The sequence below is a fragment of the Nitrospinota bacterium genome, from assembly GCA_027619975.1.
In the GTDB taxonomy this organism is placed as follows: Bacteria; Nitrospinota; Nitrospinia; order Nitrospinales; family VA-1; genus JADFGI01.
The window spans coordinates 67,409-88,934 of the sequence record JAQCGX010000008.1; the positions used below are offsets into that span (position 1 = coordinate 67,409).

The window sequence follows — 21,526 nt, forward strand, 5'->3', positions numbered from 1 at the left end:
TATGCGAAAAAAAAACCAACCTCTATCAAAGGATTTTCGCTCGATATTACGATTTCGGCTCGCCCTGATCGCTTGCTTTTTTATCCTTTATGGGACCGCTTTAGGCACACGGCTGTTTTTTCTGCAAGTCATAAATCATGATGAGCTGGTCGCTCAATCAAAGGAGCAATATCAGGGCATCACAGAAATTGTTTACGGACGAGGAACCATTTATGACCGCAACCAGAATGAACTGGCGATGAATATTGAGGTCGAGTCGATCAACATCACCCCGTCCAAAATTATTGACAAACATCAAACAGCCAAATTGCTTGCGTCCCATCTCAACCTGGACTCAAAAACAATCTTTACAAAACTTTCGTCCAAAAGACCTTTCGTCTGGATCAAGCGCAAATGCGACCTGCAGGAGTCTGGGAAATTGCGACGCCTCGACTTGCCCGGCGTCGGCTTCATTTCCGAGCAAAAACGGCTTTACCCGAAGCGGGAGCTGGGCGCCAATGTGACCGGCTTTGTAGGAATGGACAATCAGGGCTTGGCGGGAGTTGAGCATTTTTACCAATCCACCCTTAAAGGAACCACCGTGCGGCGGGTCATAGAAAAGGATGCCCGTGGGAGAAACATTGGTGCTATCCAGCAAACAGAGAAGTCCGAAACAACCAGCAAGGATGTTGTCCTTACTCTGGATGAAGTGGTCCAATTCATCGCCGAGCATCACTTAAAGGATCAGGTCGAAAAATACCAGGCGAAATCCGGTACGGCGATCGTCATGGAACCCTACACCGGGGAAATATTAGCCCTGGCTAACTTTCCCCAGTTCAATCCAAATAAATTTTCGGCCTATCCGCCGCAAAAATGGGCAAACCCTGCCATCTCCAGTTCGTTCGAACCGGGTTCCATATTCAAACCCATTGCCGCAGCGGCGGCTCTCGATTCAGGCGCGGTAGATCTCGACGATCTTTTCTTTTGTGAAAACGGGAAATTCCATATCGGCCGGGTGCCTATCGGGGAAGCATCGAGCCATCGGTTCGGATGGCTGAGTTTGCAGAGTATCATCGCCAAATCCAGCAACATTGGCATCATCAAAATTGCACAACAGCTTGGGGATCAAAAGTTTTCCAACTACATTCGAAAATTCGGCTTTGGGGAGAAAACAGGGGTGGATCTACCCGGAGAGTCTTCAGGGCAATTGAAAGATGTTTCCCAATGGTCCGATTTATCCCTCGCCTCAATCTCATTCGGACACGAAATCGCCGTCACCCCCATTCAAATGGTTACGGCATTAAGCGCCATTGCCAACGGTGGAAATCTTATGTTGCCGCGAATCACAAAAGCCGTCCTAAAAAATGGTAAAATAGTGGAAACCTTTAAACCTAAAAGGATACGCAGGGTCATCTCGGATAAAACCAGCCGCCAGATGATTGAGGTGTTGAAAAATACCGTAAAAAACGGAACCGGAATTCCGGCTGCGCTTGCGGAATTTGAAGCTGCGGGAAAAACAGGAACCGCTCAAAAATATGACCAGGCTTCCGGCGCTTATTCGAAAGAAGACTATCTGGCATCATTCATAGGATTCGTTCCAGCGGACGCTCCCAAAATAGTGGTACTGGTAATGATTGACTCTCCCCGCAAAGCTCACTGGGGAGGTGAAGTGGCGGGGCCGGTTTTCCGCAAAATCTCCAAGGAGGTTTTACGATATCTCAACGTCCCGTCGAAAAACGAGCGGGTCTATTTTCTCAATCGCGCCTGATGAAAACCGCCGCGCAAAAGAATTTTCTAACATTTTCAATGAAACCCCAGACAACCGTGGGCAATAAACAAATTAGCAGACTCTCGCAACTGATCCAGGGATTCCCCGTTCTCAATGTTCTTGGAACTTTAGAAAAAGAAATTTCCTCGATCACGTTTGATTCCAGGAAAGCGACCCCTGGAAGTTTATTTGTCGCCATTCATGGTTTAAAACAGGATGGCAACCGGTTTATTCAGGATGCCCTTAAGCGGGGAGCCGCCGCATTCATCACCGAACTTCCAATCTATCAATTAAACGAGTTGGGACTGGCATCCAATAATACAACCGCTATTTGTGTTGAAGACAGCCGTCAGGCCCTGGCCTGGGTCAGTGCTCTGCATTATGGTCACCCCTCCCGGAACATGGGCATCGTTGGTATTACCGGCACCAACGGGAAAACCACGTTGACCTATATTTTGGAATCCTTGTACCAAAACCGTGGATTAAAAACCGGCGTGATCGGAACCATCAATTACCGCTACGGGGATTTTCAGGCGCCCGCTTCCGTGACCACACCGGAATCTCTGGATATCAATCAAATGCTTGCAGACATGGTGGAAAAAGGGGTCAAAGACTGTTTTCTGGAGGTCTCATCGCATTCTCTCGCTCTCAAACGGGTGCATGAAATACACTTTTCCCTTGGGGTCTTCACCAACTTGAGCCGCGACCACCTGGATTTTCACGTCACCATGGAGCATTACAAAAATGCCAAGAAAGGATTATTCCAGGACAATTCCATGGAAAAACAGGTCATCAACATCGATGATCCCGTGGGCAAGGAAATCGTCAGCGAAACCAGTAGGCCCACGTTGACCACTGGCATCGACCGCCCTGCTGATATCAAAGCGGAACAGTGCGTCCTATCCGAATCTGGAAGCCAGTTCATGCTCAAAACACCCTCGGGAAGCCGACAAATTCACACCTCTCTTCTCGGCAAACACAACATTTATAACCTTCTCAGTGGAGCGGCTACCGCATACTTCCAGGGGTTCTCACTCGATGAGATCGAACAGGGCCTACAAGCCGTCAGCTACATTCCGGGAAGGTTCGAGCGCATTGATTGTGGGCAGGATTTTTCAGTTGTAGTGGATTACGCCCACACCCACGAAGCCTTGGAGAATGCATTGAAGGCGGCCAGGACTCTGACGTCACAAAGCATCATCGTCGTGTTCGGTTGCGGCGGAGACCGCGACCCGGGCAAGCGCAAAGAAATGGCGCGCGTGGCGCTGGAAATGGGTGACTATACCATCATCACTTCCGACAATCCTCGAACCGAGGACCCAAAACGAATCATTGACGATATTCTCGCAGGTGTGCCGTCTTCGGCCAGGGAAAACCAGGACTACAGGGTGGTCGCAGACCGGAAACAAGCCATCGAATACGCCATAGAAAACGCCCGACCAGGCGATCTTGTTTTAATAGCAGGAAAGGGCCACGAGGACTACCAGATACTTGGCTCTGGAAAGATTCATTTTGATGACCGCGAAATCGCGGCCCATGCCATCAATCAGAGGATGAAACGTGATTGAAAGTAACGCACAAGAATGCCTGAAAGTTTTGCGTGGCGACCTCCTGTCCGGGCAAGCGAGCCGGACCTTTCGCGGCGTGTCCATCGACTCCCGGACACTTCAGGCGGGCCAGCTGTTTTTTTGTATTCAGGGGCCCCATTTTGATGGTCACCGTTTCATTGCGCAGGCGATTGAAAAAAACGCCGCCGGGATCATTCTTTCTAACCAGAAGAAACTGCCTGCCTCCTTGAACTCATCCCGAAAAGAAGCGCAAGCGCTTTTTGCTATTCGAGTGGACGATACGTTATCGGCCCTGCAGGACCTTGCCCGCTTTCATCGGAGCCGAATGCCGGCCCGCGTGGTGGGGGTCACGGGAACCAACGGTAAATCGACCACCAAGGAAATGATCGCATCTATCGCTGAGACGACCTACAAAACTTTGAAGACCAGAGGAAACCTTAACAACCACATTGGCCTGCCGTTGAACGTTCTGGAACTCGACGCCTCACACGAGGTGGCGGTATTAGAGATGGGGATGAGTGCAGCGGGCGAAATCCGGCAACTGGCGGACATCGCCAAACCCGACATCGGGGTCATCACCAATATTTCCGAGGGCCATCTGGTACAGTTGAAAACCCTGAAAAACGTGCAGGCGGCCAAGGGCGAGTTGTTTGAAGCGTTGAGCGAGCATGGAACCGCCATCATCAATGCCGACGACCCGCTGGTGCTGGAACTGGGCAGATCCTTGCGGGCCAAACAGATCAGTTTTGGAATCGATAATCCTGCCGATGTGAAGGCTGAGAATATTCAAGCCAGATCAAATGACGGGCACGATTTTACAGTTTCAATTTTCGGCCAATCATTTTCGGTAGCCCTCCCCTTTCTCGGGTTCTGCAATATCTATAACGCATTGGCGGCGATTGCAACCGGGTATTCTCTTGGAATCCCGACAACGACTATGACTCAGGGACTTGCTAATTGCCGGTTGCTTTCCCAGCGTTACGAAATTTCACAGCACAATTCCATGACCATCATCAACGACGCCTATAACGCCAACCCGCAATCCATGAAGGAAGCGCTGGACACGCTGTCCAAATATAAATCCAGCGGACGCCGGTTTTTGGTGATTGGAGACATGCTGGAACTCGGCGATTTATCTCAATCCGCCCATAAGGATCTCGGCAAAGAAATAGCCAAACAACCCATTGACGTTTTGGTCACCGTGGGGGAACTGGCATCTCTGGCCGCAGAGGAGGCCCGTTTAGAAGGCATGCCTAAGGACTGCGCACTCGCCCTTGGCAATCATGAGGAAGCATCTGCATATTTAAAAGAAAATACCCGCCCGGGAGACTGCCTTTTGTTCAAAGGATCACGTGGCGCAGGCATGGAGAAGGTCATTCAGGCGTTGGTTAACTCAGAAAACAACTAAAAACATGTTTTATCATATTTTCTATCCGCTCAGTGCCGACTACTCAATCTTCAACGTGTTCCGCTACATCACGTTCCGGTCGGCCTATGCCGGAGTGACAGCCCTCGTGCTCAGTCTGGTCCTGGGAACCTACATGATCCGCCTTCTGCAAAAATATCAGATCGGGGAAAAAATTCGCGCCCACGGCCCGAAACAACATAGTGTTAAATCAGGCACACCGACGATGGGGGGAATGCTCATCCTTTTCACCTTTCTGTTATCCACCCTGCTTTGGGCCAATTTATCGAATAATTACATCTGGGTGATCATTTTCGCAACAGTCGGGTTTGGAGGCATTGGTTTCTATGATGACCTGACCAAATTAAAAAGCGGCGATGGCTTATTCGTCCGAACGAAACTCATACTGCAAACGCTCATCGCCCTGGCCATTGGTGTTTATTTGATCTATTTCGATCCCATCCGGGCAGATTACGCCACAAAACTGTCCGTGCCTTTCTTCAAGCAACTGCAACCGGACCTCGGCGTCGGTTATCTTTTTTTCATTGTCTTTATCATCGTCGGAACCTCCAATGCCGTCAACCTGACAGATGGACTGGACGGGCTGGCCATCGGACCCATCATCATCGCCACCCTCACTTACACGGGGATCGTCTATTTGTGCGGCCATTTCAAGTTCGCCGAATATCTGGATATTCAATTCATCCGCGAATCAGGGGAGATTGCCGTATTGAGCTCAAGCATTATTGGGGCCAGTCTTGGTTTTCTCTGGTACAACTCCTATCCCGCCCAGGTATTTATGGGAGATGTCGGCTCCTTGTCTCTCGGCGGCATTCTGGGAACCATCGCGGTGATATCCAAGCACGAACTACTGTTGATTCTGGTCGGCGGAATCTTCGTGATCGAGGCGCTTTCGGTCATCATTCAGGTCGGTTATTTCAAATACTCCGGCGGAAAACGCGTCTTTAAAATGGCGCCGCTTCACCATCATTTCGAACAATCGGGCTGGTCGGAGCCCAAAGTCATCGTAAGGTTTTGGATCATCGCGGTTGTCCTGGCGATGATCAGCCTCAGCACTCTGAAAATGCGCTAGCCATGGAATTGAAAAACAAAAAAATAACTGTGATCGGCATGGGACGCTCCGGCATCGCTTCGGCAAATTTCCTCGCAGGCAAGAAAGCGCAGGTGACTCTCATCGATCAGAAGGAAAGACAAGATCTGGAGGAGGCCGTCCAACAGTTGAACCCTTCGGTTCAAACCAAGTTCGGATCATCCGCCCTGGCTGGGAATGAGGAACTACTCATTCTCAGCCCAGGGATCGATATTAATTCTTCATTCCTGGAGTCTGCTGTTCAACGGGGCATCCCCATCTGGAGTGAAGTGGAGCTGGCCTGTCGGTTCAGCACCTCTCCCATCATCGCGATCACCGGAACCAATGGAAAATCGACCACAACAACACTGATTGGGAAAATTTTGCAGGCCGCAGGGAAATCGGTTCTGATCGGCGGCAACATAGGAATTCCCTTCATATCACTGGTGGATCAAGAAGCGCCGGACTTTCTGGTTCTGGAAATATCCAGTTTTCAAATGGAGGCCATTGAAAAATTCAGACCCAAAATCAGTGTGGTGTTGAATATCACTCCCGACCATTTGGACCGGCACAAAGCGATGGCGACTTATATCCGGCTCAAAGAAAAAATCAGTGAAAATCAGACTGAAAACGATTATCTCATTTTAAATCAGGACGACCCAAACACGAAAAATCTCGGACAAAACTCCCGAGCCCAAAAACTTTTTTTCAGCGCCACCGACGAAGTGAAAACAGGTGTCTTTTTGAGAGAGAACTCTCTTATGTTACGCATGAATGCAACCGAAAAGAAAATCTGTAACCTTGATGATCTCAACCAGGTCATGCAATGGCAAGTGGAAAACGTTCTTGCGGCTTCTCTGGCCAGTTCCCTCCTCAACATCCCGCTGGAAACCATTGCAGAAACGCTCAAACAATTTACAGGTTTGGAGCACCGTATGGAATGGGTGCGTACCTACCAGGGAATTGACTTCGTGAACGACTCCAAGGGAACCAATGTGGGAGCGGTTCAGAAGTCCCTGCAATCCTTAAGCCGCCCTGTTGTATTGATTGTCGGCGGGAAAGATAAGGAAAGTAACTTTTTGCCCCTGCAACAGGTTTTCAAGCAAAAGGTCAAGCATTTGATCCTGATAGGAGAAGCCAAATCCAAGTTCCGGCAAATCTTAAACGGATCATTTAACTATGAAGAAGCCGACAGTATGGAGGAGGCCGTGCGCAAGGCCACAGGACATGCGACGTCCGGGGATGTGGTTCTTCTATCACCGGCCTGCGCCAGTTTCGACATGTTCAAGGATTACGCGGACCGTGGAAATCAATTTAAATCCATCGTCCACAGTCTTTAACGACGGTTCCGGCAATTTGAAAGTTTGCCAGACCAACAAGCATTTATAACAACGAGGAAACTTGAACTCATCAAATCCAAATCATCACGGGTGTGATTTTCTTCTCTGCATTACCGTTGCGGTTCTGATTCTTTTCGGCCTCGTCATGGTGTTCAGTTCCAGTGCGGTCTACGGATTGGAAGCCCACAACGATTCCTCCTATTTCCTCAAGCGTCAGCTGATCTGGATGTTATTGGGAAGCGGAGTCCTGTGGTTCGCCCGCAAGGCGAATTACCATCAATGGGGGCAATTCACCTATCCGATAATGCTGGCAACATTTATTCTCCTTCTGGCGGTGATGTTTCCCGGTTTGGGTGTGGAAGGCGGAGGAGCCCGCAGGTGGCTGAATTTGGGTTTATTTTCATTTCAACCTTCCGAGCTTGCCAAGTTCGCCCTGGTTTTGTTTATGGCCAAATCCCTTGTCAAACGTTCGGACAAATTACGGGACTTTGCATACGGATACCTGCCCAACCTGATTGTTTTGGGATTTTTCTTTCTGCCCATACTTTTTCAACCAGACTTGGGAACCGCAATCATTATCTGCGCTGTAACATTTACGATGATGTTCATTGGTGGAATTCGTAAAAAGTTTTTGATTTTTTCAGCACTGGCGTTTGTGCCTTTTATCGTTATAGCAATTTTCAGCGCCGATTATCGGATGCGAAGAATCCAGGCTTTTATCGACCCCTGGCAGGACCCTAAAAATACAGGGTTTCAGGCGATTCAATCTTTTTATGCTTTTGGAAGAGGTGGGACCTGGGGTCTCGGGCTTGGAGACAGCAACCAGAAATTATTTTATCTTCCAGAAGCGCATACGGATTTCATCTTCTCGGTGATTGGAGAAGAATTGGGTTTCCTGGGAGCCATGGCAGTAATTTTTTTATTTTTCGTTCTGGTCTGGCGAGGACTCATCATCGCCTACCGGGCAAAGGATGCTTTTGGCACGCATCTGGCGATCGGCATCACCCTGCTGATCGGATTCCAGGCATTCATCAATATGGGAGTTGCCACGGGTCTTCTGCCAACCAAAGGTTTGACCCTGCCGTTTATCAGCATGGGAGGGTCCTCCATGGTGATTTCCATGCTGTGCGTGGGAATTTTGTTAAACATTTCGGAGCAAACGGTGCGACGCTCATGAGCAAACCATGCGTAAACGAGTGGTCATAGCCGGCGGCGGAACCGGAGGCCATCTTTATCCGGGAATCGCACTGGCAAAGGCGCTCAAAAAACACGACAACGATATGGATATAACTTTTGTGGGAACCAGGCAGGGAATCGAATCGAAAATTCTTCCGCGTGAAGGATGGCCCTTGAAAACTATTTATTCGGGAGGTCTTCTGGGTAAAAAAGGTTTCAACCGGTTGCTGGCATGGGTCAAGATTCCTGTCGGCATTCTGCAGTCCTTCACCTTTTTGCTGCAAAAAAGGCCGGGCCTTGTGGTGGGCGTCGGCGGCTACGTTTCCGGACCGCTGGTTTTATCTGCATGGATTTTGCGGATTCCTATACTGATTCAGGAACAAAACGCCGTTCCCGGAATCACCAACAAATGGCTTGGAAAAATAGCGGACAAAATAGCGGTGTCATTTAAAGAGTCAAAAAAATATTTTCCCGAAAATAAAGTCGTCGAAACGGGCAATCTGATCCGGGAAGAATTTTGCGTTCTCAGGGAAAATTCATCCCCCTTGCCCTCAGGCAAGTTCAATATCCTGGTACTGGGTGGCAGTCAGGGGGCGCATTCCATAAACCGGGGCATGGTAGAAGCCATCGACTTTTTATCCGAAAAAAAAGATCGGTTTCACATCACCCACCAAACCGGAGAGCGCGATTGCGACTGGGTGAAAAGTCAATATGCTGAAAAAAATATATCTGCGGACGTCCAGGCTTTTATCCACGATATGGCCGAACAATATCGCAAGGCTTCGCTGATCATTTGCCGCGCAGGGGCTTCCACTTTGGGGGAAATCACCGCCTGTGGAAAAATGGCGGTATTGATTCCGTACCCGCACGCAACCCATAACCATCAGGAGCACAATGCGCGGGTTCTTGAAGCGGCTGGCGCTGGAGAAATCATGCTTGATAAAGATGTGTCCGGTGAACGACTGGCACAGTCCATTTTACAGGCCAGCGAGCAACCGGAAAAGAGACTGAAAATGGAGAACAATTGCTACGCACTGGGGAAACGGGACGCAACGGAAAAAGCCTTGCACCTTTGCTTGGAGTTGCTGAATAAATCCCGTGGCAAATCCGGGAGAAATGAAACGACGGCTGGAGAAAATGTATTGTCATGTTTTTAGGAAAAACCCAACGCATCCATTTTATCGGAATCGGAGGTTCTGGTATGAGCGGAATTGCTGAAGTCCTGATCAACCTCGAGTTTGAGGTCACCGGATCAGACATGGGCAGAACTCATGTCACCGATCACCTGGAAAAAATCGGAGCGAAGATCCTGTTCGGACACAAGGCCGAAAATGTCGAAGACGCCCAGGTGGTGGTCGCCTCCAGCGCCATTCAAGCGGATAACGTCGAAGTGCTCGCCGCCAGGGAAAAAGCCATTCCTGTGATTCCCCGCGCAGAAATGCTCGCCGAACTGATGCGCATGAAATACGGCATCGCCATCGCCGGCACACATGGAAAAACCACGACCACATCGCTGGTCGCCACCGTCTTAGCCGGCGGCGGTCTCGACCCTACCGTGGTGATTGGTGGAAGACTCAAAAGCTTTAGCGGACTGGCAAAACTGGGGCGAAGTGAATTCCTCGTCGCGGAAGCGGATGAGAGTGACGGTTCGTTCCTCAAGTTGTCTCCCACCTTCGCGGTGGTCACGACGCTCGATGAAGAACACATGGATCATTTCAAAACTCTTGAAAACATCAAAAACGCATTTTTGACATTCATCAATAAGGTGCCGTTCTTCGGAGCGTCTATTATCTGCCTGGATGATCCCAATATTCAATCTCTGATCCCCCGGATGGAGAAACGCTATATCACCTACGGATTGACAACCCAGGCGGATTATACGGCGAGAAATATTTCGGTCGAGGGATTGCAAAGTTTTTTCACCGTTTATCATCAGGGAAAAGAATTGGGAAGAATCAATTCGGGAGCCTTGGGACGCCACAACGTTTTGAATACTCTGGCGGCGGTCGCGGTGGGCATGGAATTGAATCTGGAGTTCCCGAACATCGCCGAGTCGTTAAAAACCTTTTCTGGCGTTCAGCGCCGGTTTGAAATCATACATCAATCGGATTCCCTGACGCTGGTTGATGATTACGGTCATCACCCTGTTGAACTCCAGGCGACTCTTAAAACAGCGAAAGAGGTCTGGCCCGACCGCAGACTGATCGCGGTGTTTCAACCGCATCGATATTCCCGCACGCAAACCCTGTTGCAACAATTCTGCTCCGCTTTCAACGACACGGATCATCTGATTGTGTTGGATATCTACCCGGCTGGTGAGTCCCCGATCCCTGGTGTGCATGCACGGCTGATTGCCGAGGGGGCCAAGGAGTTTGGGCACAAGCACGTGGAGTTTATTGAAAATCGCAACGAGGTCGTTCCCGCATTGCTTCGCCTTATCCATCCCGGAGATGTGGTGATCACCCTGGGAGCGGGAGACGTTTGGGAACTGAACCGCGTTTTACTTGAGAATATTTCCAATTGAATACAATAAAACATCCAAAGAGGGTAAATTAATATGTTGAGTGAACCATGGAAACGGAGATTGATAAACTTTACCCACTCCGGCACGGGCCAAAGGTTTCCCCTTCGAACCCGGCTGGACTTACCTAAAACCGTCCTGGGACGCAAATTACGGCAGAAAAATATCATGACCAACCCTTTTCCCTGGTTGACAAAAATCAAAGGCGAAGTGAAACGCGATGAGCTTCTTCTAAACCATACTTCCATCCGGATCGGTGGGCCGGCGGATTTCTTCGTTCTTCCTGAAGACATTTCCGATATACAAACCCTGTTCAAACAGCACGGGGACATTCCGATATTCATTCTTGGCGAAGGGACCAATCTCCTGGCACCCGATAACGGAATACGCGGAATCGTTATTTCTCTTAAAAATAGTTTTCGGTCAATCGGCGCTCCAGTGTTCGAACAATCTGCCGAAAAGAAAGATAAGGCTGTATTACGTGTTGGCGCTGGAGTGAAGCTGTCCTATCTCGCAAAATACGCCGCCAAGTACTCTCTGACTGGAATCGAACATCTGGTAGGCATTCCTGGCTCTTTAGGCGGTGCGATTATCATGAATGCCGGCGCGGAGGGCACAGAGATTGGCCCGTTTATCCGTAGTGTGACTCGTGTCACTCCAGAGGGAGAGGTTGAGGTTTTGCAAGGCAATAAAATAAATTTCAGTTACCGGAAGACGGTTTTCCCAACCGAAGGGGGAATCATTGTCGAAGCCGAGCTGGAACTTGAAAAGGGAGACATGAAGAAGATTCATGAAACCATGAACAGCCACCTGACGCGCAGAAGTTCCAAACAACCTCTGACGGTTCCGAATTCTGGATCGATCTTTAAAAACCCCCTTAATGACAGTGCTGGACGATTGATCGAATCGGCAGGACTCAAGGGAACCTACATTGGGCATGCAAGCGTGTCTCTCAAACATGCAAATTTTATCGTCAACAAGGGCAATGCCAGCGCAGTGGATGTTCTCAACCTGATCGATCACATTCAGAAAGTGGTTGAAGAAAAATCCGGGATAAAACTGGAACCGGAAATCGTCGTTCTGGGGAAATGATGACAAAACAGGAAGAGAATTTTTTAGTTTTCTTCTCAAGAGCAAAAATAGAAACCGATATTAAAATGGTCCGTAATCAAAGGTACCCCTCCTTCCTTTGTCTCCGGCCTTTTGGCCGAGGCCGGAGGCGGACCCTAATTAATTTTTATTTGAAAATACTATCTTGAGTAAAGGCATACATTTAAAGGGAAAGAAGATCGGCGTCTTGATGGGGGGACTGTCACCTGAAAGAGAAGTATCGCTGACAACCGGAAATTCTGTCTTCCAGGCGATCAAAAGAAACGGGCTGGACGCTATCGCGATTGATGTGGACCACAAGATCGCCGTCAACCTGGAACGATCGGGGATCGATGTGGCCTTCATTGCGCTTCACGGTACCTACGGGGAGGATGGAACCATTCAGGGAATTTTGGAGTACGCGCAAATTCCTTACACCGGGTCTGGTGTTCTCGGCAGTTCCATTGCGTATGACAAAGTGAAATCAAAGGAAATTTTTAAAATAAATGCAATTCCCTCGGCAGACTATCAGGTGTTTCAAAGGAAACAAAAGAATGAAACCTCCCGAACCCTGGATTTGCCTGTGGTGGTCAAACCTTCCAACCAGGGGTCCAGCATCGGCATCCATATCGTAAAAAAAGAAAGTGAGTGGCTCCCGGCTCTGGAAGACGCCTTCACCTATTCGGAGGAAGTTGTGGTGGAAAAGTTTATTGGAGGACGATTGGTGGCCGTAGGAATGATGGGGGAAAAGCCCCTGCCACTCGTGCATATCAAACCCAAATCGGAATTTTATGATTATGAGGCCAAATACACGCCGGGAAAAACAGACTATGTATGCCCGCCGGTGGATTTGAGTGCTGAAGAAATATCCCGATGCGAGCAGGTAGCGATCCAGGTGTTCCACGCCCTTAAAGGCCGTGGAGTGCCGCGGGTTGATGCTATCGTCGATGCAGATGGAACCCCGTATGTTCTGGAGATGAATACCATCCCCGGAATGACCCCGACCAGCCTGTTGCCCATGGCGGCTAAGCAGGCTGGAATAGATTTTGATGCGCTGGTGATGGAAATATTAAATTCTGCTCAACTGGATTACCAATAGAGACCCTTATGAGTTATGCGGTAGCAGGAAATAAAAGCATGTCCAGCTCCTGTCGAGTGCTCAGGACACAAAAGCCCCAAAAGCATAAAAGAGGCGGAAGAGCTTTTGCTTCTTCCAAGAGCCTGAATAGTTTTTCTACCTTTTGGGTGCGGGTAAAAACAGGGTTCCGCTGGATGCTAAAAATTCTTCTAGTGGCCGCAGGCGCTTATGGAGTTTATTTTTGCTATCATTTTTTCACCACGTCGCCCCGCTTTGCAGTCTCTCAGGTCACTCTTACCGGCAACCAGACTCTGCAAGAGAAAGAAATTCTGGAACGGCTGGGTCCTGTCACGGGCAGCAATATTTTTTTACTGAATCTGGAAAGTCTGTCCACCCAACTTGCCGAGCACCCCTGGGTGCAAACCGTTTCTGTCAGAAAAGCGTTTCCTCAGGAAATTCTGGTCCATGTGGAAGAAAGAAAACCCTATGCCCGAATCAAGCTGGATAAGGTCTATGTCATGGACAACTTTGGCGTTTTACTGGCACCCGAGACCCCAGCTTACCGACACCTCCCCTTGATCATCCCCCCCCCGTCCAAGGAAGAAGTGGTGTTGGGCCAGAATGTCACCGAGGATGGAGTTATCAGCAGTCTACAGACAATGCATTATTTCAACCAACTGTCTTTTTTCTCTGACAACCCGATCCAATCAGCTGATATCGACGGCATGTCCCGTGTCACCTTCACCACCGGGAGCGGGAAAATGCAGGTTTTTATGGGCCTGGAAACCATTGCGCAGGATGTTCAAAATTTCATGATCGTGCGAGACACTCTGGAGACGGATAAGAAAAATATCGATCATATCGATTTATCATTTAAGGACAAAATTGTCGTGAAACGAAAAGAGAACTCCTATAATATGAATAACAATCAATCAGTGAGAAAAAGATTGAGGAAACAGGTCAATGTCCAAAAATTCTAATTACATCGTAGGCCTGGATATTGGCACCACAAAGATCTGCTGCATTATCGGCGAGAGAACTCCCTCAGGTGGCGTCGATATTATTGGCCTCGGACAATACCCTTCACGGGGCCTTCGCAAAGGGGTCGTTGTCAATATCGACAGTACCGTTGAGTCGATCAAAAGCGCCGTTGAAGAAGCAGAACTCATGGCCGGTTGCGAAATTGAGTCGGTATTTGTGGGAATCGCCGGCGGACACATCAACAGCCTCAACAGCCACGGAATCATCGCCGTTAAGGGAAAAGAGATCAACTCAAAGGATGTGGACCGGGTAATAGAAGCTGCCAAGGCGATTGCCATCCCCCTGGACCGCGAAGTCATTCATGTGCTTCCGCAGGAATATATCGTGGACAGCCAGGACGGCATCAAAGACCCCCTGGGAATGGCGGGGGTTCGTCTGGAAGCCAAAGTGCACATTGTCACCGCCGCCGTAACTTCGGCGCAAAATATTGTGAAATGCGTCAATAAAGCCGGACTGGGAGTGCAGGATATCGTCCTCGAGCAACTGGCATCTAGCGAATCGGTGCTTTCCTCCGATGAAAAAGAATTGGGCGTGGCAATGATCGATATCGGAGGCGGGACTTCAGACATGGCCATATTTTTTCAGGGGGCCATCAAGCATACGTCCGTACTCACCATTGCCGGATCGCAAATGACTAACGATATCGCCATTGGTCTTCGCACTCCCAACGCGGAGGCGGAAAAAATCAAACACTCCTACGGATGCGCTTACTCCCCTTTGGTGGGCGCGGATGAAGTCATCGAGGTTTCCAGCGTTGGGGGAAGAGAGCCAAAAATGGTTTCCCGACAGATTCTGAGCGAAATCATTGAAGCGCGGTCCAAGGAAATGTTTGACATGCTGGATCACGAGCTGACGATTTCAGGATACCGGGAAATAATATCATCGGGAATCGTACTGACAGGCGGCGCCGCCTCTATGACAGGAATGGCGGAACTGGCGGAAAGCGTTTTTCAGTGTCCTGTACGGATCGGTGTCCCCACAGGGATTGGCGGGCTCAGCGATGTGGTGAACAGTCCCATGTACGCCACCAGCACGGGCCTGATCCAGTATGGAGTGAGAGTTAATAATATGGGGACCACCCGTGAGCTTCAGGGTAGAAACTTGTTTGAAAAAATATTCAGCCGCATGAAAGATTGGGCGGACGAGTTCTTTTAATAAGGAGGAGACACAATGGGCTTGATCGAATTTGATAACAATGTCGAATACTCGGCTAATATAAAAGTGGTGGGTGTCGGCGGTGGAGGAACCAACGCGGTGACCTCTATGGTTAGAGATAATATCCGTGGTGTGGAGTTCAGTGTCGCCAATACCGACATACAGTCACTGGAATCCTGTAAATGCGCTGATAAAATCCAGATTGGCATAGAACTTACCCGAGGGCTGGGAGCAGGCTCCAATCCGGATGTGGGAAAACGGGCGGCTGAAGAAAGCGAAAACCAGATTCGCGACACTCTGCATGGCGCAGATATGGTATTCATCACTGCGGGCATGGGTGGCGGAACGGGAACGGGTGCGGCTCCCATAATTGCCCGAATTGCCAGGGAAATTGGCGCTTTGACGGTGGGAGTGGTGACCAAGCCATTCCACTTCGAAGGCAGGAAACGCGCCAAGCAAGCTGAGGAGGGACTCCTGGAGTTAAAAAATGCAGTGGATACCCTGATCGTTATTCCCAATCAAAAACTGCTCAGTTTTGTGGGCAAACAGACTTCTTTTACCGGCGCCTTCGGTTTGGTCGATGATGTCCTCAAACAGGCAGTGTGCAGTATATCCGACCTCATTGTGGTTCCGGGGTTGATCAACCTGGACTTTGCAGATGTTAAAGCCATTATGGGCAACATGGGCAAAGCCCTCATGGGAAGCGGCACGGCGGAGGGAGAAAACAGGGCCGTGGAAGCGGCTCAAAAAGCCATTTCCAGCCCGCTGCTGGACGAAGCATCCGTCGATGGGGCACGGGGAATCCTCATCAATATCACCGGCGGCGAAGACCTGGGATTGCTGGAGGTGAATGAAGCCTCCATGCTGATTCAGGAAAACGCCCATGAGGATGCCCATATCATCTTCGGAGCCGTCATCGATCCTGATATGCATGGCAAGATGCGAGTGACTGTCATTGCTACCGGGTTTGACGAAAATAAAGAGCAAAAATCAAAGCCGCGCCTGGTGCCAGTGGAGGCTCAGTTACATGATGAAGGCCGCAGAGATGGCACCACCAATCAAACCCATACCCAGTTAAAGACCCTGGTTTCTGCAATTAAACAAGAAAACCCGGAATTTGACTCAATGCCGGTGAATTTCGATATTCCAACTTTTTTAAGAAAACACGCGGACTGAGACAGCTCGCTTGAAAAAACCGCTCCTCCCTCACTTGAAATGAGGGAGGAAGCCGGTTGTTTTATTCCGCTACAATTTGTTCAAATCCCAGTTGTAATCCAGGTATTTTAAATTTCTGCCGAATTCCTGAAAATCCTTCTTCTCGGAAGGCGAAACATACTGGCTGACAAAAGATATCACCCCGCCCTGAGAGTCAAAGTCTTCCTTAAACCATTTGAAAATTGCAGACAGATAGATTCTCTTTTTCTTTTTATCGACCCTCAGCCCTTTTTCCTTATTTTCAAGAAATTTTCGCATCTGATCGTCCAATTGCTCGTTGAGCTTCTCAGCTGTGTATGCTTCCATCCTGATATCCGGGCAACTGACGGACGCACAGACAATGGCAACATGGATTCTGGGATCCCCCATTTTCCGGAGGATTTGATGCTCCACTTCATCCAGGGTGCGTTCTTCACCCGCCACCACACCAGCCGGGCGTTTCCAGACTTTTTTGAAAATACTGCCTACATCATTGATGCTCTTGACCGGATAATTGTCCACCACGACTTTCGCCGCCAGAATATTGTATACATTGATCCAGAAGGACAATTTTTCTTCCTGAATCTTTAAACCATCAAACGAAGCGGTTTTCAACCCATCCACCACCCTTTTGAACCCAGGGTCTTCCTTCAAATCCTTATAAGCGATGGCATTCAGCGTCACCCCATCAATTGTTGTCGTCTTCACATGTTTTTTTACCAGCGCATCCCAATCTGAAAAATCAAACGCCGCCGCTAAAGAAATATGGCAAAGAAACCACGACAAAACCACCACGCCCTGCATCCATAATCGCACCCTATTTTTTAACAACATAATGCTCGCTCCCCGTTATTCTATATTTAGTTCTCATCTCTGGAAAAATCCATGAGTGTCTGACTTGACAAGCTTTATAAGTTTATTAGTATGTTAATATAACAATTTCTTACAAAGAATCTTGGCAACTCAGCCCAGTTAATGAAGAAAATTCATCTCTTTTAGAGTCTTGACCCTACTGTTATGAAAACACCTGGCGGTTTAAAAAAAATAGCGAGATTTTAGACAATAAAGCCTTATAATTTAATATTGTATGCTGTTTAGATGAGAAGGAGAGAATGGTAAATATTTTTAAAAATATATTCTCAAAAACACCCCGATCCCAGCCGAAAAGTTTGAACTGGACAGGAACCAATCCTAAGAACTTGTTGTTTATTTCGGATCTGGACGGTACTTTGCTTTCGTCCTCTGGAACTCTTTCCCAGGATTCCATTCAACGGCTCAATCGCCTGATAGACCGAGGTCTCAAGTTTACCATTGCCACGGCTCGGAATTATGACTCCGCCCATCCCATCCTCAAAGGATTGAATCTAAAAATTCCAACCATTCTGTTCAATGGCGTATACCTCACCGATTTCAACACCGGTCAGAATGTTTTTCTCGCCGACTTTATCACCAAAGAAGTCGTGAAAGATTTATTGCAAATAGTGACCCCCTTGGGCCTCCACCCTTTTATCTATTCCTATTTATCCAACGGTAACGAACATCGCGTATCTTACCGTGAAGCAACCAATCCCGGAGCAAAAACCTACCTCACCAGCCTGGACGGGGATGGAAGACTGCGTAAGGTGGATAATTATGAATTTGCCAACGATGAGAGAGTGTCCGGGTTTCTTTTGATCGATAACAAAAAAACACTCAAACCTGTTTATCAGGCCTTAAAAAAGAAATATCCTGATGACATCAGTTTTTATTTTGCGGAAGATGTTTCTCTCAAAAATTTTTACTGGCTACAAGCCTATCATCAGGAAGCCAACAAGGCGAATATGATAAAGATATTGGCACGGTATTTAAAACATCCTCTGAAAAATACTGTTGTCTTTGGAGATTATGTGAACGACCTCGGTATGTTTAAAATTGCCGGGCGGGCCATTGCCGTTTCCAATGCGCTTCCGGAAGTCAAACGGGCCGCGCATGAAATCATCGGCAGTAACGACAGTTGCGCCGTTATCAACTATCTGGAATCGCTGGATTTTTCCTGAAGAATTGCTTTAAGAATTCCCAGTTAACCTCTCAAAAATTTTCTCATTACATTCTTAAAGTTCAAGGTATAATTTAACTTTCCTTCATTACAAATAAAGAGACCTCTTAAATGTCAGAAGACAAATTTCCTAAGGAATCAGAAAAAACCATTTACGAAAGAGACAAAACCGCTAAAGAACCAGTGCAACCTTCGGATGCTCCAAAACCAACCATCAAGCCAATCATCAAACCAAAGAAGGTTTTTGTCGCCAAAAAGCAAGTCCTGAAAACCGATAAACCTATGGAACACCGGGTCCGCCATATCAGGCTGTCTTCATTGGAAGCCGCCCAATTGGTCCGGCAAACCCTCATTGACTTCCAAAAAGAACTGGCCGACCAGCCCACGGAGGACCCGGATAAAGAGTTCCACGATCGGGAAAAACTGGAAAAGTTTTTTGTCACGCTGTCTAAAAAATACAGCAGTTGCACGACGAAGCAACTGGGCGGCGAGCTGGGCTGGATTTATAAAGGAATGAAGATCACCGATGCTATCATGACTCAGAGTTTGGTCGATATCATCATGAATACCGAAAAATACACCCTCCCGGAACCCGTCAAAACCAGATTAGGCATCCACCTGCTTCTCGTTTGTGAGAGCCAGATTCACGTTCCCAAAGAAAAAGGCGATTCCGAAAACAAGCCTTAATCCATTCCTGGCGTTCCCAACTGACCAGCGTAACGCTGGACTTGATTTTAACGTGCGATGGGTTTATGAGTTTTTATAATTTACTGGAAGTTTGTGCGGTTCGAGAGCGTAGCCCGCTCCTCCTCCCCACGTAGTGGGGTCAAAAACGGACGTCTTTTCCCAGATCATCGCGGAGGATGAGTTCCGCCGGCGTGTAATACTTTTTGTTGGAGTTGCAGGTTTTACAGGAGATGACAATATTCCCTTTGGCGCTTTTGCCCCCACGCGAAATAGGGACGATGTGGTCCATGGTCAATTCCTCGGTCTCGAACTTGCCCCCACAATAATGACAGACTCCATTCTGGAGCTTCTGCAACCACCATTGCGACTTCCGTAATTTACGGGCCTTGGCTTTTTCTATTCTGAATTTTTCCTCACCCGCCGTTGGGCGATCATCGGTACGGGGCCTTACGAATTTTCCATTTCTGGTTTTCATCAACTCTCCTGTAATTCGATCCATGCCGGATCAACCATCACTTTTGGATTCAGGACTCCCCTCACCGCACGAACCGATCCGGAAATACTCCCCTGAGGATACCAGTGCATGTCGCCAATATCAAACTCAAAGCCCAAAGCGGCGGACAGCCGGGTCTTGCGGGTCCAGAAACAACTCCCGTAACTGAATTCAAACACCGGATCTATATGCAGAATAAAGGTTTTTCCCCGCGACTTAAAGGTTTTTCTTAACTCATACAAACTCTGGATTTCCAGCCGATCCGGTAATCGCCAGTCCGAATAACCGCCCAGATTTTTCTCGTTCAGGCCGTGGATATACTCATTCGCATCGTACCAGTTGATGTAATTCCCCGTTTCCGGATAGGCATAGGTTTCCTGCCACATGAGCCCGGTCCGGGTGTCGGTAATGGTGCCATTCTCATTATCTGTAAACCGCTCAGTCATCGCAAAAATCACTTATAACCAGCGGGTTCAATATGCGCCGGGAGTTTATAAAACAGTTTGTTTCCTTAAATATAACCCTTATTTTAGTTATTTTATCACAGGAAATCCAGCATCTTCCCTTTTTACAGAAACCCCATGAACTTTATCCTTTGGGCATCCAGGAGGGGGAAACCGGTTCAAAGGTATAACTGCATTCGGCAATATCGTCTTTGGCCCAAGGGTAACGATGGCAGATGAGAGGTTTTTCAGGAGAGTTGTGAACCTTGCACACATTATCAGGCCCCAACTGGGAACAGGGAATATTGATTGTATAATAGAGAAGGTTTTTGTCAACATCCTCCCCCACGACCTGGATTCTCCGGAAGCTCAAATAGCGTTTCAGTTCTTCGATATTTCCGTGCTGTCTCAGGGTAATATCCCTGACCGCAGTGATATTGACCGTTTTACAGCATTCTCCACACTGGTTGCACTCTCCGGTTCGCTTCAACATTCCCTCACTTTTTATTAGCTTTTTCTTTTCTTACCTTTGACGTATTCCACTGTCACTGAGGTGTAAATGCCGCCCCGGACGTTAAAATCCCCGACAATTTTCATTGTTCTGGGTTTACAGGCGGCGGCCAGGTCATCACAAATCTGATTGACCACTTTTTCGTGGAACCCTCCCTCATCCCGGAAAGACCATAAGTAAAGCTTCAAGGACTTGAGCTCGATACAGATTTTGTCTGGAATGTAATTGATGGTGATCACCGCAAAATCGGGTTGGCCGGTCTTGGGGCAAAGGCAGGTGAACTCCGGACATTCCATATTGATCTCGTAATCCCGGTCGGGGTTGGGGTTGAGAAACGTTTCAATCTCTTTACCTGATTGTTTTTTCATCAGTTAAATTACTTTCAAAAATATTTTTAATTTATTTTTAACCACACCTTGCTTTTTAATTTTCAGATCATATCTTATTATTAGCACTCGGCAATGATGAGTGCTAATATTACTCGATAGCACCTGAAAATTGTCCATCAAGTTGCCTTATCTGCAAAAAAATACCTTAAAAACAACATGTTAACGAATTCATTCTTGCGAGAAAAGTTCTCCGCAAGTCATGAAAATTAGGTTCTGAAACTTAAGTTTACCACTAATTTCGAGGAGTCATCATGAATATCCGACCATTGCAAGACCGAATACTCGTTCAACCCATTCTGGAGAAAGAAGTCCAAAGAGGGGGCATCTTCATTCCTGATTCGGCCAAAGAAAAACCCACCGAAGGCCGTGTTAAAGCGGTTGGCAAAGGAAAAATCGGTGAGGATGGAAAACACATTCCTTTGGATGTGAAAGTTGGCGACAAGGTTCTTTACAGCAAATACGGCGGAACAGAAGTCAAAGTCGACGGCGAAGATTTCTTATTGATGCGGGAAGACGACATTTTGGGTGTCCTGGAAAAATAAATTTGGACCAATAGCTTCTTTA

General features: G+C 48.1%; 21 protein-coding genes. 16 read left to right on the plus strand and 5 right to left on the minus strand.

The genetic code is table 11. The features are described from left to right. Nucleotide 1: 1 nt before the first annotated feature. The 13 genes from O3C58_04425 (at nt 2) to ftsZ (ending at nt 16,386) form a co-directional block, all read left to right on the plus strand. Nucleotides 2-1,747, plus strand: a complete 1,746-nt coding sequence (locus tag O3C58_04425) for a penicillin-binding protein 2 (protein MDA0691108.1) — start codon at nt 2-4, stop codon at nt 1,745-1,747. Nucleotides 1,748-1,785: 38 nt separating this feature from the next. Beyond that, on the plus strand, nt 1,786-3,315 hold the full coding sequence (locus O3C58_04430; protein MDA0691109.1) for a UDP-N-acetylmuramoyl-L-alanyl-D-glutamate--2,6-diaminopimelate ligase: 1,530 nt from the start codon (nt 1,786-1,788) through the stop codon (nt 3,313-3,315). After that, nucleotides 3,308-4,723 carry a UDP-N-acetylmuramoyl-tripeptide--D-alanyl-D-alanine ligase gene (locus O3C58_04435; protein ID MDA0691110.1) on the plus strand — a complete coding sequence of 472 codons (1,416 nt, stop codon included), beginning with the start codon at nt 3,308-3,310 and terminating at the stop codon, nt 4,721-4,723. The genes O3C58_04430 and O3C58_04435 overlap by 8 nt, the downstream gene beginning before the upstream one ends. Nucleotides 4,724-4,727: 4 nt before the next feature. Further along, the gene (gene mraY / locus O3C58_04440; protein MDA0691111.1) at nt 4,728-5,813 is read left to right on the plus strand and encodes a phospho-N-acetylmuramoyl-pentapeptide-transferase; all 1,086 of its coding nucleotides are present in this window, start codon (nt 4,728-4,730) and stop codon (nt 5,811-5,813) included. 2 nt (nt 5,814-5,815) lie between these two features. After that, complete coding sequence (gene murD, locus O3C58_04445) at nt 5,816-7,150, plus strand: UDP-N-acetylmuramoyl-L-alanine--D-glutamate ligase (protein ID MDA0691112.1); 1,335 nt, start codon at nt 5,816-5,818, stop codon at nt 7,148-7,150. Between the two features lie 61 nt (nt 7,151-7,211). After that, nucleotides 7,212-8,327: a putative lipid II flippase FtsW gene (gene ftsW, locus O3C58_04450; GenBank protein MDA0691113.1), complete on the plus strand. Its 1,116-nt coding sequence runs from the start codon at nt 7,212-7,214 to the stop codon at nt 8,325-8,327. Between the two features lie 7 nt (nt 8,328-8,334). Continuing rightward, nucleotides 8,335-9,483 carry an undecaprenyldiphospho-muramoylpentapeptide beta-N-acetylglucosaminyltransferase gene (gene murG / locus O3C58_04455; GenBank protein ID MDA0691114.1) on the plus strand — a complete coding sequence of 383 codons (1,149 nt, stop codon included), beginning with the start codon at nt 8,335-8,337 and terminating at the stop codon, nt 9,481-9,483. Then, the gene (gene murC / locus O3C58_04460; protein ID MDA0691115.1) at nt 9,474-10,850 is read left to right on the plus strand and encodes a UDP-N-acetylmuramate--L-alanine ligase; all 1,377 of its coding nucleotides are present in this window, start codon (nt 9,474-9,476) and stop codon (nt 10,848-10,850) included. Before murG ends, murC begins: the two co-directional genes overlap by 10 nt. Nucleotides 10,851-10,910: 60 nt before the next feature. Further along, nucleotides 10,911-11,939, plus strand: a complete 1,029-nt coding sequence (murB, locus tag O3C58_04465) for a UDP-N-acetylmuramate dehydrogenase (GenBank protein MDA0691116.1) — start codon at nt 10,911-10,913, stop codon at nt 11,937-11,939. 163 nt (nt 11,940-12,102) lie between these two features. After that, complete coding sequence (locus tag O3C58_04470) at nt 12,103-13,035, plus strand: D-alanine--D-alanine ligase (protein MDA0691117.1); 933 nt, start codon at nt 12,103-12,105, stop codon at nt 13,033-13,035. Nucleotides 13,036-13,043: 8 nt separating this feature from the next. After that, on the plus strand, nt 13,044-13,994 hold the full coding sequence (locus tag O3C58_04475) for an FtsQ-type POTRA domain-containing protein (GenBank protein ID MDA0691118.1): 951 nt from the start codon (nt 13,044-13,046) through the stop codon (nt 13,992-13,994). Continuing rightward, nucleotides 13,978-15,210, plus strand: a complete 1,233-nt coding sequence (gene ftsA, locus O3C58_04480) for a cell division protein FtsA (protein MDA0691119.1) — start codon at nt 13,978-13,980, stop codon at nt 15,208-15,210. Before O3C58_04475 ends, ftsA begins: the two co-directional genes overlap by 17 nt. 21 nt (nt 15,211-15,231) lie before the next feature. After that, nucleotides 15,232-16,386, plus strand: coding sequence for a cell division protein FtsZ (gene ftsZ / locus O3C58_04485; GenBank protein ID MDA0691120.1), 1,155 nt, complete (start codon nt 15,232-15,234; stop codon nt 16,384-16,386). 69 nt (nt 16,387-16,455) lie between these two features. Here the strand turns inward: ftsZ and O3C58_04490 are convergent, their stop codons facing one another. Further along, nucleotides 16,456-17,238 (minus strand): DUF547 domain-containing protein, encoded by a 783-nt coding sequence (locus O3C58_04490; protein MDA0691121.1) that lies wholly within the window; start codon nt 17,236-17,238, stop codon nt 16,456-16,458. A gap of 278 nt (nt 17,239-17,516) precedes the next feature. Between O3C58_04490 and O3C58_04495 the strand changes: the two genes are divergently transcribed. Continuing rightward, nucleotides 17,517-18,440 (plus strand): HAD family hydrolase, encoded by a 924-nt coding sequence (locus tag O3C58_04495; protein MDA0691122.1) that lies wholly within the window; start codon nt 17,517-17,519, stop codon nt 18,438-18,440. Nucleotides 18,441-18,550: 110 nt separating this feature from the next. After that, entirely contained in the window at nt 18,551-19,126 is a 576-nt protein-coding gene (locus O3C58_04500; protein ID MDA0691123.1) for a peptidylprolyl isomerase, read from the plus strand. A gap of 139 nt (nt 19,127-19,265) precedes the next feature. Here O3C58_04500 and O3C58_04505 read toward each other — a convergent pair whose 3' ends face one another. The 4 genes from O3C58_04505 to queF all read right to left on the minus strand — a co-directional run bounded on the left by O3C58_04505 (nt 19,266) and on the right by queF (nt 20,941). Further along, nucleotides 19,266-19,601 (minus strand): HNH endonuclease, encoded by a 336-nt coding sequence (locus tag O3C58_04505; GenBank protein ID MDA0691124.1) that lies wholly within the window; start codon nt 19,599-19,601, stop codon nt 19,266-19,268. Next, nucleotides 19,601-20,065, minus strand: a complete 465-nt coding sequence (locus O3C58_04510) for a DUF1566 domain-containing protein (protein MDA0691125.1) — start codon at nt 20,063-20,065, stop codon at nt 19,601-19,603. The genes O3C58_04505 and O3C58_04510 overlap by 1 nt, the downstream gene beginning before the upstream one ends. Nucleotides 20,066-20,207: 142 nt before the next feature. Continuing rightward, nucleotides 20,208-20,555 carry a YkgJ family cysteine cluster protein gene (locus O3C58_04515; protein MDA0691126.1) on the minus strand — a complete coding sequence of 116 codons (348 nt, stop codon included), beginning with the start codon at nt 20,553-20,555 and terminating at the stop codon, nt 20,208-20,210. Between the two features lie 14 nt (nt 20,556-20,569). Then, nucleotides 20,570-20,941, minus strand: coding sequence for a preQ(1) synthase (gene queF / locus O3C58_04520; GenBank protein ID MDA0691127.1), 372 nt, complete (start codon nt 20,939-20,941; stop codon nt 20,570-20,572). Between the two features lie 272 nt (nt 20,942-21,213). On the opposite strand from queF, the gene O3C58_04525 reads away from it, so the two are divergent. Beyond that, on the plus strand, nt 21,214-21,504 hold the full coding sequence (locus tag O3C58_04525) for a co-chaperone GroES (GenBank protein ID MDA0691128.1): 291 nt from the start codon (nt 21,214-21,216) through the stop codon (nt 21,502-21,504). The last annotated feature ends 22 nt before the right edge of the window (nt 21,505-21,526 follow it).